The sequence below is a fragment of the Paenibacillus sp. LT-B23 genome (assembly GCF_059417685.1).
In genome coordinates, this window is record NZ_JBSQBM010000012.1 from 146,744 (window position 1) to 160,771 (window position 14,028).

A 14,028-nucleotide genomic window follows, 5' to 3' on the forward strand; every position below is an offset into this window, starting at 1 on the left:
AGTGAAAGCACTATAAAGTTTCAATAAAATAAGATAAGCTGCGATTAAAGGTGGACTATTCTCAAATTACCGCTAATTTAACGTTATTTCGAAGAAATCGGTTTTGTGCTCTGTATATAGAAGGATTATAATCTGTTGAGACAATGCATATGAAATATATAGGTAACGATATACATTTGAGCCGAATTTCCATAGGAAAACGGGGGAACCATGTTACTGGGGTGAATTTTACAGCCGGTCCCGGACCGGAAGTGTGAATAGGGCATACTGTGCAGCCCGAATCCGTCAGCTAACCTCGTAGGCTGTGAGCAGGAACCAAGTCAGGCACTCGGATTTCCGGTGTCTTTTTTTGTGTTATTAAAACGTAGCTGAGTTAAGTCCGCTTCGCGATCCATTTGATCTTCCGATCGCTGTTGTCTCTAAAAGAAACGGACTAAAGAAACTGAAAAGAGATTGGTGATTTTATGAGCTGGCAGTAGCGGAGGGGCAGAATTGTTCTGAAGAAGCGAAGCGTTTGCCTTTATAACCGGATTTTAACCATTAAAAGGGCTTATAAAATCAGAAAAAAATCCGGGGGTAACAGCAATCGGAAGAACAATCTGCACCCGGAGCGTCTCCATGCTCATAATTCACCAAGTAGGAGCAGTGATAAATAGATGAATCCCAATGCAAGATGGCTTCGGCTTTCTCCACCGCAGATATTCGTTGTGGGCTTTGCCATTATCATTCTTATAGGCAGCTTGTTGTTAATGCTGCCGATTTCCAATACAACGGGAAAGCCGCTTGCATTTATAGATGCTTTGTTTACAGCCGCCTCCGCAACCTGTGTTACAGGTCTTGTTGTTAAGGATACGGGTATCTTCTTTACCACCTTTGGTCAGGTGGTTATCGCTGCGCTGATTCAGATTGGTGGTCTCGGCTTTATGGCGATGGCTACCTTGATTGCGCTGGTGTTCAAGCGCCGCATTTCCTTGCGGGAGCGCCTGATTTTGCAGGAAGCGATGAATCAGACTTCTGTTGAGGGAATTGTCGGATTGATCCGCAGAGTGTTGCTGTACTCGCTAATCATTGAGGGCGTGTGCGCCACGATATTCGCCATTCGCTGGTCCTTTGATATGCCCATGGGCAGGGCGATTTATTTTGGGATCTGGCATGCGATTTCGATGTTTAACAATGCAGGCTTTGATTTATTCGGTCACTTTCGCAGCCTGACAGGTTATGTGTATGATCCTATTGTTAATTTTACAGCTATGTTTCTAATTATTTCGGGTGGCATCGGCTTTGTGGTGATGTCGGACCTGGTAGAATACCGCAAGCGCGGGAGACTTTCCTTGCATACCAAGGTGGTACTCAGTATGACGGCTGCCCTGATTGTAGTCGGCACGCTTGTCATCTTTGTATTCGAGTTTACTAATCCGAAGACACTGGGCTCGCTGGATTGGGGGGGGAAGCTGCTGGGATCTTTATTCCAATCCGTAACGCCCCGCACCGCAGGTGCCAATACGTTAGATATCGCTGGCTTGCGACAGGCCACGCAGTTTTTCATTATTATATTGATGTTTATTGGTGCTTCTCCTGGCTCTACGGGAGGCGGGATTAAGACGACAACGTTTGCGTTGCTCATTGGAGCCGTGATTTCGATGCTGCGGGGCAGGGAGGATATTGTGCTGTTCAAATACCGGCTTGCGCAGGGGCGAATTTACAAGGCTTTGACCATTACATTGCTGGGACTGCTGTTTGTCATTGGGGTGACGATGATTTTGTCAGCAACCGAGGATCATCATTTTCTGATGATATTGTTCGAGACGGTGTCTGCATTTGGTACGGTGGGATTGTCTATGGGGCTTACACCTGATTTAACGGTTATAGGCAAGCTGGTCATTACCCTGACGATGTTTGCCGGCAGATTGGGTCCGCTCACACTGGCTTATGCACTGACTCCGAAAAAGGGTAAGGAATTATATCGTCATCCGGAAGGCAAAATGATTATAGGATGAATCAATTTCATAATACCCTCAGTAGCTTTAATAAAGAGTACATATAGATCAAAATGGTTTGATTTGTCTATATGTAGTATACATTTTGTTGGCTTAATCATTTGTGAAATTGATTCAGATAAGGGAGTTTTCGAGTAGATATGAAAACGCAGCAGTTTGTGGTTATTGGTTTGGGACGCTTTGGCTCAAACCTGGCTTTGCAATTGGTGGATATGGGATGCGAGGTGCTTGGCATTGACCAGAATGAGGATATTGTGGATAGTATGAGTGAGCTGTTGACGCATACCGTCGTAGCGGACGCTACAGACGAGGATTCGTTACGATCGCTAGGCATTCGCAATTTCGATTGCGGCATTGTTGCGATTGGGAATGATATTCAGGTTAGCATCCTGGCTGCCATTTTGCTAAAAGAACTGGGTGTGAGCAAAGTCGTTGCCAAAGCGATTTCTGTGCTGCACGGACGGGCGTTGGAAAAGCTCGGTGTGGACCGGGTCATTTATCCCGAGCGGGATATGGGGATACGGGTTGCGCACCAACTGGTTACGCCTAACTTGCTTGATTATTTGGAGCTGTCCAAGGAATACAGTATTGTGGAACTCAACGTTCCTGCATGTCTGCATGGCAAAACGTTATCTGAGCTGAATGCCCGCACTCGCTTTGGTTGCAGCATCGTAGCGCTTCATACGGCGAATGGTATCCTGATTGCACCCACAGCGATGGATCGGCTAAAAGCGGACGATATTATGGTTATCATCGGCTCCAATGACAATATCGGCCGCTTCGAGGACGAGGTTGTTAACGTGAACGAGGAAGGCTGATCTCCTCTACACCATACGATAGCCCGCAAACGATGCACGTGTCTCGCTGATCCAGCGCCGTGCTGTCGGCCCCAGATCGGTCGTCTCCGAGTAGATAAGGGAGGTGGTGCGCCGTGTCTCCTTCAAATCAGGCAAGTACAGCGCCGTTAGCCCATTATCCCGCAGCAGCTCGCTGCGCAAGTAGGATTTGGGCAGCAATGCGGAAGCCTTGCAGGTTGGCAGCAGGCGCACAATCGCCTCGAACGAGTCAATTTCCATACGGATATCTGGCATGATGCCGCTGCGCTGGAACAGGTCATCGGTCAGACTGCGGTACCAGGTTCCTTTGGAAAAAATAATCATTGGCAATCCTTGCAGGTCTTTCATCGAAGCCGTTCCCGTCTTCATCGTTAATTCATGTCCGATCGGAACGACTAGCTCCAAATGATCGTCAAACAGTGGAATGCAACGCAAGCCGGCCTCATGAATGGCAGACCCGACAATACCGGCGTCTGCTTTTTTGTCGCGTACAAAAGCGACGATTTCATGGGTTTTGCCTGTGAGCAGTTTCAGCTCGGTTTGGGGATGCTTGCTCATGAAAGCTTCGACGAGAGTAGGCAGTGTCGTTTGGAGTGTCGTCAGACTTGCACCAAGGGTGAGCATACTCTGGGCTTCATTTTTGTGCTGGGACAGCTTTTGTAAAAAGCGAAGCTGGCGCTGCCGCTGTTCCAGTGCGAAGGTATATACAAATCGGCCTGTCGACGTAATTTCGAGTCGTTTGCCCCGTCGATCAAAGAGGTTTACGCCCAGATCCTCCTCCAGCTTGGCGATTTTGCGGGACAGGGCGGGCTGGGACAGATTAAGCAGCTTGGAGGCTTTATTCAGGCTGGATTGCTCGACAATGACGGCAAAAGCGTTCAAATCCTCAAACAAATCATCCACTTCCTCTCTATATGCAAAAAAGACATAACAATTAATACGTATATTGCAATTCCATTATAAGCCGAAAAGGAGTAACATGAAAGCGACACAAGATGTTCACACCTTTGTTTTCCCTTTTAAGGAACACCTTGTTGGACATTTCCTGTCGGAAACTGTCATTTTATATGTTATATTACTATTGAAAACGCTATTATTGGGAGAAGGGAGCATTACCTAGATGAGAGGATTTTATTCCAGAAAGCTGCACTCGCTTCTTGGCGTCATCCCGCTGGCTCTGTTTTTTGTAGAGCATTTGGTGACCAACTTCACAGCGGTGGAGGGCGGCAAGGAAGGATTCAATCGCAGCGTGGCCTTCCTGAATGGTCTGCCGCTTGTTATTGTGCTTGAAACGTTATTTATTTACTTGCCATTGCTGTTCCATGGAATCTATGGCTTGTATATCGCTTACCAGGCTGATCCGAATGTCAAAAATTTTGGCTATTCGCGTAACTGGCGCTTTCTGTTTCAGCGCATTTCCGGTGTGATTACGTTCGTGTTCATTATCTGGCACGTATACGATACACGTTTTCAGGTGGCTCTGGGTCATGTAACACATGAGCAGCTAGGCGGCGTGATGCATGGCATTGTGACGAATCCAGTCTATTTTATCCTTTATTTAATCAGTGTCGTTTCGGCATCCTTTCACTTTGCTAACGGACTATGGGCATTTATGGTCAGTTGGGGGATTACGGTGGGACCACGTGCGCAAAAAGTATCTTCCTATATCTGCATGACCTTGTTCGTGGTTGTATCCATCGGCTTCATCGCTTCCCTGTTGGCATTCCGCAGCGCGGAATTTCAGGAAACAGCAACCGCATGGGTACAATACAACGCTATTCAACAGCTACTGTAAAAAAATCAATGCACACTTTACGTGTTTGCAATACATCGTTTGCAGATTCTATTTCTTATGGTAAAAGGGGATTTGTCTAAAATCCTGAAAAAAAGGAGTGAGCAGAAATGGCAGCATCCAACATTATTGTCGTGGGCGGCGGTCTTGCGGGTCTAATGGCTACGATCAAGGCGGCAGAGGCAGGAGTTCACGTTCATTTATTTTCTTTGGTTCCGGTCAAAAGGTCCCACTCCGTTTGTGCTCAAGGCGGCATCAATGGCGCGGTGAATACGAAGGGTGAAGGCGACTCGCCCTGGATTCACTTTGACGATTCGGTCTATGGCGGTGACTTTCTGGCCAACCAGCCTCCGGTAAAAGCGATGTGCGAAGCGGCTCCGGGCATTATCCATCTCATGGACCGCATGGGGGTCATGTTTAACCGGACACCGGAAGGACTGCTCGATTTCCGCCGCTTCGGCGGTACGCAGCATCATCGGACAGCCTTTGCCGGAGCGACGACAGGGCAGCAGCTTCTGTACGCACTTGATGAGCAGGTACGACGCTGGGAATCCGAAGGTTTGGTGACCAAGTATGAAAACTGGGAGTTTTTACAGGCTGTACTGGATGATGAGAGTATCTGTCGCGGCATCTGTGCGCAGGATTTGCGCACGATGGAAGTGAAGACTTTTGCAGCGGATGCAGTTATTTTGGCATCGGGCGGACCTGGCATTATTTTCGGTAAAACCACGAATTCCGTGATTAATACCGGTACGGCTGCCGGGGCGGTATATCAGCAGGGCGTACGCTATGCCAACGGCGAGTTTATCCAAATTCATCCGACGGCTATTCCGGGGGATGACAAGCTGCGTCTGATGTCCGAGTCTGCACGGGGAGAGGGCGGTCGTATTTGGACGTACAAGGACGGCAAGCCGTGGTATTTCCTCGAAGAAAAGTATCCGGCTTATGGAAATCTGGTCCCTCGTGATATTGCGACACGTGAAATATTCAGTGTATGCGTCGATGATGGGCTCGGCATTAATGGCGAGAACATGGTGTACCTCGATCTGTCCCATAAGGACCCGAAAGAGCTGGACGTGAAGCTGGGCGGTATTATTGAAATTTATGAAAAATTCGTCGGTGACGATCCGCGTAAAATACCGATGAAAATCTTCCCGGCTGTACATTATTCGATGGGCGGCATGTGGGTCGATTACAATCAGATGACGAATATTCCGGGGCTGTTCGCCGCCGGGGAATGTGAATTCCAGTATCACGGTGCGAACCGTTTGGGTGCCAACTCGCTGCTGTCAGCCATTTATGGCGGTATGGTGGCTGGACCGAAGGCTGTGGAATATATCAAAGGCTTGAAAAAATCCGCACAGGATATAGCTTCCTCCGTGTTCGATGCGGCGGTCAACCAGCAGACAGAGAAGTATGAGCGTATTTTGCATATGGACGGGAAAGAAAATGCCTATGTCCTTCACAAAGAGCTGGGCGAGTGGATGACGAACAACATGACCGTGGTTCGTTATAATGACAAGCTGGAAGCTACGATCCACAAGATCAAGGAGCTGAAGGAGCGTTATTCCAACATTAACATCAATGATGCTTCGCGCTGGAACAATGCGGGTGCGGTGTTCACACGTCAGTTGTGGAATATGATGGAGTTGGCCGAAGCGATGACCAAAGGGGCGCTGTTGCGTAACGAAAGCCGTGGAGCCCACTACAAACCGGACTTCCCGGACCGTAACGATGAGGATTTCCTGAAAACAACGATTGCGGACTGGACACCGGAAGGACCGCAAATCTCCTACGAAGCGGTGGACGTTTCGCTGATCAAGCCGCGTATTCGGGATTACTCCAAGAACAAGTAATTAAGGAAGATACAGAAGGGAGTGTATGAGATGTCGGAGCAAGCAGTGAAATCGGATAAAACCGTAAAGTTCGTTGTGACCCGTCAGGATGAACCTAATGCGAATCCATATACGGAAGAATTTGAGTTGGCTTATCGACCGGGGATGAATGTAATCAGTGCGTTGATGGAGATTCAGCGTAACCCGGTGGACAGTCATGGTAAAGAGACGGCCCCGGTATGCTGGGAGTCGAACTGTCTGGAGGAAGTGTGTGGAGCATGCTCCATGGTGATTAACGGCAAGCCGCGTCAGGCTTGTGCAGCGCTCGTCGATAAGCTGGAGCAACCGATTACCATTGCGCCGATGAGCACGTTCCCAGTTGTACGGGATTTGGTCATCGACCGCAGCCGGATGTTTAACGCGCTCAAGAAGGTCAAAGCGTGGATTCCGATTGACGGCACCTACGATCTGGGCCCCGGCCCCAGAATGGCAGAGAAGAAGCGTCAATGGGCGTATGAGCTGTCCAAGTGCATGACCTGCGGTGTCTGCCTGGAGGCTTGTCCGAATGTCAATGAGAAGACGACGTTCATCGGACCTGCGGCGATATCTCAGGTTCGCCTGTTCAATAGTCATCCAACTGGGGAAATGAATCAGGAGGAGCGACTGGATGCGTTGATGACGGACGACGGGCTGGAAGGCTGTGGTAACTCGCAAAACTGCGTACGTTCCTGCCCGAAAGGCATTCCGTTGACAACCTCCATTGCTGAAATGAACAAGCAAACGACCAAGCATATGTTCAAGCGCTGGTTGACCGTATAGCACTAGACAGTGAATGCTTTATACTAAAACAGGCTTTTTTCCTGAACTGGAGAAAGCCTGTTTTTTTGTGCTCAGGACAGATAGGAGTTACCATGGAGGGAGGAGAGTGGGGCAGCGGTTATGGTATAATTATGGTATTGTGTATCGTTTTTGGAGAAAAGGAGGCTGGACAGGTGACTGTACAACCGATGACGCGTCGGCCCGTTACCGGGTCGGATGTGCTGAAAGGATTAAAGGAGCTGGGGGTTCAAAAAGGCATGACGTTGCTTGTGCACTCGTCGATGCGCAGCTTTGGCAGTTTTGTTCCGGGCGGGGCCTCTGCGATTCTTTTGGCATTAACCGATGCGATTGGCCCGGAAGGAACGCTGGTCACGCCGACGCAGTCCCATGATCTGACCGATCCGTCGACATGGATGAACCCGCCTCTGGATGAGTCATGGTGGGAACTTGTACGCGAGGAAATGCCCGCCTATGATCCGGCCTGGACGCTGACCGGAGGGATGGGTATTATTGTGGAAACGTTTCGTGGCCTGCCGGGAACACTGCGCAGTGGACACCCGCATGTTTCATTTGCGGCCCGTGGACCTGCGGCCTCACGCTTGCTGGAAGGGCATGAGCTTGATTTCGGGCTGGGTGAACAATCGCCACTGGCGAAGCTGTATGAGGCAGATGCCTATGTGCTGTTGCTGGGCTGCGGACATCACAGCAACACGTCCTTTCATTTGGCGGAACACCGCACAGCGTACAATGGACGTGAAGAAACGACCCATCAGGCCGCGATGATGGTGAACGGGGAGAAAGCATGGGTATCTTTTCAGGATTTTAATATATCCTCGGATGATTTTGACAAGCTTGGGCTTGATTTTGAACGGGATTGTCCCGCAGCCTTTACGCGGGTGAACATCGGGGATGCATCGTGTTTTTTAGCGAGGCAGCGTGATTTGGTAGACTATGCAGAACGATGGTTAGCCACCAACCGTTAGAGGGCTAAAAGCATGAGGTATTTGAACCATGAGATATCTAAACTGTACAATAGTGAATAGATAGCAAGGAGGCACGCATATGGAGAAGACGCCGCAAATCCGCCGCGAGAGTCAGGATGGCCCACACGATGAGGCCGCTATCCCTCCCGGTTCTTCGCGGCGTTCCATTTCAAATGAGCCAGCCAATCCTTCGCGCCGCCGTTTTTTGAAAAAAGCCGCTTTAGCGACAGCTGGAACCGCGCTTTTAACCGGAGGGTACGCTTCCTTATGGGAGCCTAATCATTTGGAGATTACACGTTTTACGCTATCTTTGCCCCGTCTGCCGTCGGCTTTTGACGGTATCAGAGTCGTACATTTTAGTGATGTACACTTGGGCTTTCACATGGATGAGCAGGACCTGCGGAAGCTTGCCGACCGGATTGCAGGACTGGAACCGGATTTGCTTTGTTTTACAGGTGATATTGTAGATGATTATGCCGTATCTATGAAAGCCGCTGTTCCGGTCATGGCTTCGATGCACGCCACAATCGGTAAATTCGCCATTCTCGGCAATCACGATTATCGGGGTTTACCAGCCGGAGTACAGGAGCTATATCCGAAAACCGGGTTTACGTTGCTGAGAAATGAACACGCGATTGTAGAGCGAGCCGGGCAGCGTGTGGCGATTGTTGGGTTAGAGGATGACATTATGGGCAAACCCAATCCGCGGCGTGCCATACACGGACTGTCTGATGAAATGTGCAAGCTGCTGCTTATGCATGAGCCGGATTATGCGGATGTGGCGGCGAGAATGTCCTTTGATCTTCAGCTGTCGGGGCATACGCATGGAGGACAGGTGCGCTTGCCTGTCATGGGAGCGCCGATGCCGCCTCCGGGTGGACGCAAGTACATTCAGGGATTATTTCATGTAGGGACCGACAGAATGCCGCTGTATGTCAGCAGAGGCATTGGTATGACCAAGCTGCCGATTCGTGTGCTGTGCAGGCCGGAGCTGAGTGTCATTACACTGAAATCCGGTCAATAGGCTATTATATGTTTCATCAGCATGGGCTTGTAACTACATAAAAAGGGTTTAGTGTAGTGTGTAGCTGTTTCGGACAAAGGAGTGATATTCAGATGGATCGTATTGCTGTCATTTCAGATATACATGGCAACTGGCCTGCCTGCGAGGCGGTGCTGGAGGATATTGCTTCCCGAGGAATTAGTCGTTTGTTTTGTTTGGGTGATCTGATCGGCAAAGGGCCTAGCCCTTGCGAGGTTCTGGAGGCTGTCCGTCAACGTTGCGAGGTGGTCGTGCGGGGCAATTGGGATGAGCTGGTTAGCATTACGGATGATCTCAATTTTAGCTGGCAAGCCGAGCGCTTGGGCACAGAACGGCTACAATATTTGGCACAGTTGCCGTTTCATTATGATTTCAGGATGAGCGGACGCCGTATCCGGCTGGTGCATGCTTCGCCGCAAAGTGTATATCATCGCGTGCAGCCATGGGATGAGCCGGAGAAAAGACTCGCCATGTTCGACCCGTTGGCTGAGGAAAATGGCAAGGCCGCTTTTGCCCCGGATGTTGTAGGGTATGGAGATGTGCATAATGCCTTTATTCAGCATTTCCAGGGCAAGACGCTTTTTAATGTCGGCAGTGTGGGGAATCCGCTGGATGTAACGCAGGCTTCTTACTGCATTTTGGAGGGAAACCTGGGAGAAGATACGCCTGCACCTTTTTCCATTCAATTTGTACGTGTGCCTTACGATATAGAACTGGCGGTAAAACAGGCAGAGGAAGCCGGCGTACCTTCTTTGCCGTATTATATCCGTGAGCTGCGCACAGGCATTTACCGGGGAATTCAGGACCTGGATTGATTGTGCAACCTATTCGCTGCAAAAAGCTAATCCATCCGCAGGAGGGATCATTGTGCTGACCAGAGAAATGCTTCGTTCAGGGCTGCCGGAGCTTTATACTAACCGTGTCCGGTTGCGCCAGCTACAAGCGGGGGATTACCCCGCGCTGGAACGGATGCTGTCCGATCCATTGGTTATCCGGTATGTGAACCGGATTCGCAAGCCAGTCGATGCGCGGATGCGGCGTCTGGTAGCGCAAATCAGAGTAGCTGCGGATTCTCTGGATTCCCTGCATTTTGCGGTGGAATGGCATGGGGGAAATACAGCAGCAAACAACGAACCCGGCCAACTCAACGAACTCCATGAACATAATGAACGCAGCCACTCGCCGCTGCTGGGTATCGCTTCTTTTCAGCAATGGAATGAAAAAGCGGGTGAGGCGCAGCTAGGCTATATTTTGGACCGTCCTTTCTGGGGACAGGGGCTGGCTACAGAGGTCGTGGAGGAAATGCTGAGATTTGGTTTTGGTGCTTTAAAGCTCAAGCGGATCGAAGGTCGTTGCCAAGAGGATAATCAGGCTTCCGTGCGTGTGCTGATCAAAAATAAGATGCGCCTGCTGCGCACAATCAGTGCCTATGATCATTCAGGAGAAGTGCCGAGTGTATTGGTGTTCTCGATTACCCAAGGGGATTATGCGTAGAAACGACAGTGGAATATTTTGTTACAGAGATGAAATATAACTGCAAAACAACTCTAACACAGGACGGGTACAATACAGACATGACCCCCTTTTGAATAATATATGTTGCTGGGACCCGATGATTCGGGTCCTCTTTTTTTGTTATCATATAGGGACCGGACAGGAAAGAAGGGCTGATATTGGCTTTGAATATATGTAGTACCGAGATTCATCATCTGTTTGACCAATTCAATGAACTTGTGGGTGGTCGTGTCCATCATAAAGAATGGGAACAACAATTCGCTATTCCTTCACATATAGGTAAGGGAAATATGACTCGTACACGGATTCGCACGGGCATGGAGATCGTGGTTACAGATGTAACCTTTGAACAGAATATGAAGCTTCATATTCAGGAGGCATGTCCGTTATTTGAACTCAGCTATTGCTTAAACGGCGAAATATATTGTGAGTGGAACGGCAAAGAAAGTCATACCGATCCATGGACCGGGAATGTTTTGTTTTTTGAGGATGAACTGGTTTATGAGGAAAAGAAGGCTGGTATTCGCCATCAAATGCTGGAAATACGGTTATCGCCACAAGAGCTTTTTCATTATGCCGGAGATATCACAGAAAAGCACAGGATGGAAACATGGCTACAGCGTCACAGAGGGAGTATTCATTCATGCGCAGCTACGTCAGCGATGCACAAATGTGTTTTTGACATGATAAATTGCACCTATAATGGGACGATGAAGCGGTTATACATGGAAAGCAAGGCTATGGAGTTTATTGCTCTATTTGGAGAGATGGACGGACATGAACCGATGGGAGCAAGTCATTTTATAAGTCGTGAAGATATTTCAAAGCTGAATATGGCTCGTGAATTCGTTATTCATCATATTGAACAGCCACTGTCCATTCAAGCGTTAGCCCGCAAGGTCGGGCTTAATGAATTCAAGCTAAAGAAAGGATTTACCGAGTTATTCGGAATGACCGTTTTTGAGCTGGTGCGTAAGAAAAGAATGGAAAAAGCACTCTGGCATCTGGAAGCTGAACAATTAAATATCGGAGAGACTGCCTTTTCCCTAGGGTATAGCAATGCCAGTAATTTTACGACAACCTTTCGGAAGCATTATGGCTGCAATCCTAGTGAATATATCAAAAGAATACGGAATCGGGATACATTTCCGAATTGAGTCTTAATCCAAAAAATCCTTCAAGCGTGTAAATTGTCAAAAGAAAATATAGTACTAGACTGGGTGTCCGTATTCCATGCGACTTTTCGAATTGTTACCCCCCCAGACTTCATAAAATAAGTTTTAGACTGACCTTAAAAATTGGAACAGCGACAGCCAAGGACGAGAAAATAAAGTCCTAGACTGTCGCTATTTCATTGAACTAACGTTCCCCGTTAGAATTCCTGTAAAACAAATAATTTGCTCTTTGCATAAAAACGAGCGCCTCGGTACGATGGGGTTACGCACGAGGTCATAGCCTCAAAAAGCCCATCCAGGAGGTCGCTCTACTATGAAGTTTAAAGCCCAGGACAAACAAAATCAACTCATTGAAAACATTTCCCCATCCCACCTTGTTGTTGGTGTAGATATTGCCCAGGAAGCTCACGTAGCTCGTGCGGTTAGCTACCGAGGAATTGCTCTCGGATCTCCACTCGAGTTTGGCAGCCATGACGAGGGTTTTCAGTTGTTCAGCCGCTGGATTCAAGATCTGCTTAAGTTGTACAAGCTGAACAAAATCATCGTTGGCATGGAACCAACCGGCCACTACTGGCTAAGCCTGGCTCGTTGGCTTTCAGCCAAAGGAATTGAGGCTGTTCTCGTAAATCCTCATCTCGTCAAAAAGAACAAGGAAAACCGAGATAATACCCCATCCAAAAGTGATCGTAAAGATGCACTTGTCATCGCGGATATGGTCAAAAACGGATACTATTCCCCTGTACGCTTTAATCCGGAAGTCTACGAGGAACTTCGGATTCTCATGGCTAATCGCGACACGGTTGCCAAACGGCTTAACAGCGCTGTTAACCAGATTCATCGCTGGGTAGATATTGTTTTCCCAGAACTTCGGCATGTCTTTAAAATCCTCACTTGTACCAGTGCCATTGCCACGTTAAGGCTGTTTCCTCTCCCGAAGGAAATTAGCCGATTAACGACAGAGCAAGTCATTGCTGGCTGGAAGCAATATGTGAAGCGTCATGCGGGTTTGCAGCGGGCTGAGCAGCTTATTGCACTGGCTAAACGCAGCGTGGGCGTTACGCAGGCGCTGCATGCCTACAAGCTGCACTTGGGTCAACTGCTTGAAGAATACGACTTGGCGCAGCGACAGCTTGAGCAGATTGAACACGAGCTTCATCACATCCTGGAGCGTATTCCATACGCTCAGAAAATGCTTACCATTCGGGGCGTAAATGCAACGAGTTTAGCTGGGGTTCTAGGCGAAGCCGGTGATCTGAGCGGCTACGCGCACGGAAACGCATTACTACGACATGCGGGTTTAAATCTGGCTGAGGCCTGCTCGGGGAAGTGGCGTGGAAAAATGGTGCTCAGCAAGCGCGGGCGCCCCCGTCTCCGGCGTTTTCTCTATCTCATAACGATGTGCATGGTCATGACCAATCCAGATATTCGAGCCCTGCACCACCACAATGTCAACGTGAAAAAATTGAAGAAAATGAAATCTATTATGAAATTGTGCGGTAAAGTCGCCCGAATGCTTGTCAGTCTGGCCAAGAGCAGCGAAGCTTACGATTCGACTAAAGTGTCTCCGCAAGCAGCTTAAGCAGCATTCTCTCACCAGCTCATGCATTCGCAGGATGGACAAGAAGCACGGAGTATCGGGAGGCATTAAACAAAAGGGCTCGGACCCGTTCCGTTAGAAAAACCGAACTCCACCCCTTAGTTAGATGTGACGAAGGAATGAAAGGGCTTAGACCCGTTGAGACATGGGAGTGAGAATCGCTAGGGGCGACTTGGAGACGTGCATAATATGGGATAAACTGGGTGAATACTCCTCACCCTTGTTCCCGCATGCCCTTTGTACTACTCCAAGCCACCGGCCCCTCTGTGAACCTTCTCCTCTCACACTTAATTAAGGGTGAAATCCTGCGAATTCATGAGCCAGAGGGAGAAAACTAAATCATATTGAGGGAGTTTAGTGAATCAAAGGAACCTCCTCCCTTCTAAACAGATAACCTTTCTAGGTACCGCGCTACAAGGGCCAGTCTCAATTTCACA

Annotated in this window: 12 protein-coding genes and 1 riboswitch; of the genes, 11 read left to right on the forward strand and 1 reads right to left on the reverse strand. The window is 48.8% G+C overall.

Going from position 1 to position 14,028, the window contains the following annotated elements:
* Positions 1 to 169 precede the first annotated feature (169 nt).
* A riboswitch (cyclic di-AMP (ydaO/yuaA leader) is annotated at positions 170 to 319 on the forward strand.
* Positions 320 to 656: 337 nt separating this feature from the next.
* Together ACWXW9_RS16605 and ACWXW9_RS16610 are read left to right on the forward strand one after the other, a co-directional pair.
* Positions 657 to 1,997: a TrkH family potassium uptake protein gene (locus ACWXW9_RS16605; protein WP_494930284.1), complete on the forward strand. Its 1,341-nt coding sequence runs from the start codon at positions 657 to 659 to the stop codon at positions 1,995 to 1,997.
* A gap of 140 nt (positions 1,998 to 2,137) precedes the next feature.
* Entirely contained in the window at positions 2,138 to 2,815 is a 678-nt protein-coding gene (locus ACWXW9_RS16610; protein ID WP_431087077.1) for a potassium channel family protein, read from the forward strand.
* 6 nt (positions 2,816 to 2,821) lie between these two features.
* On the opposite strand, the gene ACWXW9_RS16615 is transcribed toward ACWXW9_RS16610, so the two are convergent.
* A complete protein-coding gene (locus ACWXW9_RS16615; RefSeq protein WP_025685430.1) occupies positions 2,822 to 3,727 on the reverse strand; it encodes a LysR family transcriptional regulator in 906 nt (301 codons plus the stop codon).
* A gap of 226 nt (positions 3,728 to 3,953) precedes the next feature.
* On the opposite strand from ACWXW9_RS16615, the gene ACWXW9_RS16620 reads away from it, so the two are divergent.
* The 9 genes from ACWXW9_RS16620 (at position 3,954) to ACWXW9_RS16660 (ending at position 13,573) form a co-directional block, all read left to right on the forward strand.
* On the forward strand, positions 3,954 to 4,628 hold the full coding sequence (locus ACWXW9_RS16620) for a succinate dehydrogenase cytochrome b558 subunit (protein ID WP_494930285.1): 675 nt from the start codon (positions 3,954 to 3,956) through the stop codon (positions 4,626 to 4,628).
* Positions 4,629 to 4,735: 107 nt separating this feature from the next.
* The gene (gene sdhA, locus ACWXW9_RS16625) at positions 4,736 to 6,481 is read left to right on the forward strand and encodes a succinate dehydrogenase flavoprotein subunit (RefSeq protein WP_494930286.1); all 1,746 of its coding nucleotides are present in this window, start codon (positions 4,736 to 4,738) and stop codon (positions 6,479 to 6,481) included.
* A gap of 30 nt (positions 6,482 to 6,511) precedes the next feature.
* Positions 6,512 to 7,279: a succinate dehydrogenase iron-sulfur subunit gene (gene sdhB / locus ACWXW9_RS16630; protein WP_014277823.1), complete on the forward strand. Its 768-nt coding sequence runs from the start codon at positions 6,512 to 6,514 to the stop codon at positions 7,277 to 7,279.
* 173 nt (positions 7,280 to 7,452) lie between these two features.
* Entirely contained in the window at positions 7,453 to 8,262 is an 810-nt protein-coding gene (locus ACWXW9_RS16635; protein ID WP_494930340.1) for an AAC(3) family N-acetyltransferase, read from the forward strand.
* Between the two features lie 79 nt (positions 8,263 to 8,341).
* Positions 8,342 to 9,286 carry a metallophosphoesterase gene (locus ACWXW9_RS16640; RefSeq protein WP_494930287.1) on the forward strand — a complete coding sequence of 315 codons (945 nt, stop codon included), beginning with the start codon at positions 8,342 to 8,344 and terminating at the stop codon, positions 9,284 to 9,286.
* Between the two features lie 92 nt (positions 9,287 to 9,378).
* Positions 9,379 to 10,119 (forward strand): metallophosphoesterase family protein, encoded by a 741-nt coding sequence (locus ACWXW9_RS16645; RefSeq protein WP_494930288.1) that lies wholly within the window; start codon positions 9,379 to 9,381, stop codon positions 10,117 to 10,119.
* A gap of 52 nt (positions 10,120 to 10,171) precedes the next feature.
* Positions 10,172 to 10,798 carry a GNAT family N-acetyltransferase gene (locus tag ACWXW9_RS16650; RefSeq protein WP_494930289.1) on the forward strand — a complete coding sequence of 209 codons (627 nt, stop codon included), beginning with the start codon at positions 10,172 to 10,174 and terminating at the stop codon, positions 10,796 to 10,798.
* Between the two features lie 179 nt (positions 10,799 to 10,977).
* Positions 10,978 to 11,976 carry a helix-turn-helix transcriptional regulator gene (locus ACWXW9_RS16655; RefSeq protein ID WP_494930290.1) on the forward strand — a complete coding sequence of 333 codons (999 nt, stop codon included), beginning with the start codon at positions 10,978 to 10,980 and terminating at the stop codon, positions 11,974 to 11,976.
* A gap of 331 nt (positions 11,977 to 12,307) precedes the next feature.
* Positions 12,308 to 13,573, forward strand: coding sequence for an IS110 family RNA-guided transposase (locus ACWXW9_RS16660; RefSeq protein ID WP_494930291.1), 1,266 nt, complete (start codon positions 12,308 to 12,310; stop codon positions 13,571 to 13,573).
* The last annotated feature ends 455 nt before the right edge of the window (positions 13,574 to 14,028 follow it).

What these genes read in the sequence shown, in the direction of transcription:
- ACWXW9_RS16605 (WP_494930284.1), top strand. Translation starts at nt 657, where the DNA reads ATGAATCCCAATGCAAGATGGCTTCGGCTTTCTCCACCGCAGATATTC.
- ACWXW9_RS16610 (WP_431087077.1), top strand. Translation starts at nt 2,138, where the DNA reads ATGAAAACGCAGCAGTTTGTGGTTATTGGTTTGGGACGCTTTGGCTCA.
- ACWXW9_RS16620 (WP_494930285.1), top strand. Translation starts at nt 3,954, where the DNA reads ATGAGAGGATTTTATTCCAGAAAGCTGCACTCGCTTCTTGGCGTCATC.
- sdhA (WP_494930286.1), top strand. Translation starts at nt 4,736, where the DNA reads ATGGCAGCATCCAACATTATTGTCGTGGGCGGCGGTCTTGCGGGTCTA.
- sdhB (WP_014277823.1), top strand. Translation starts at nt 6,512, where the DNA reads ATGTCGGAGCAAGCAGTGAAATCGGATAAAACCGTAAAGTTCGTTGTG.
- ACWXW9_RS16640 (WP_494930287.1), top strand. Translation starts at nt 8,342, where the DNA reads ATGGAGAAGACGCCGCAAATCCGCCGCGAGAGTCAGGATGGCCCACAC.
- ACWXW9_RS16645 (WP_494930288.1), top strand. Translation starts at nt 9,379, where the DNA reads ATGGATCGTATTGCTGTCATTTCAGATATACATGGCAACTGGCCTGCC.
- ACWXW9_RS16660 (WP_494930291.1), top strand. Translation starts at nt 12,308, where the DNA reads ATGAAGTTTAAAGCCCAGGACAAACAAAATCAACTCATTGAAAACATT.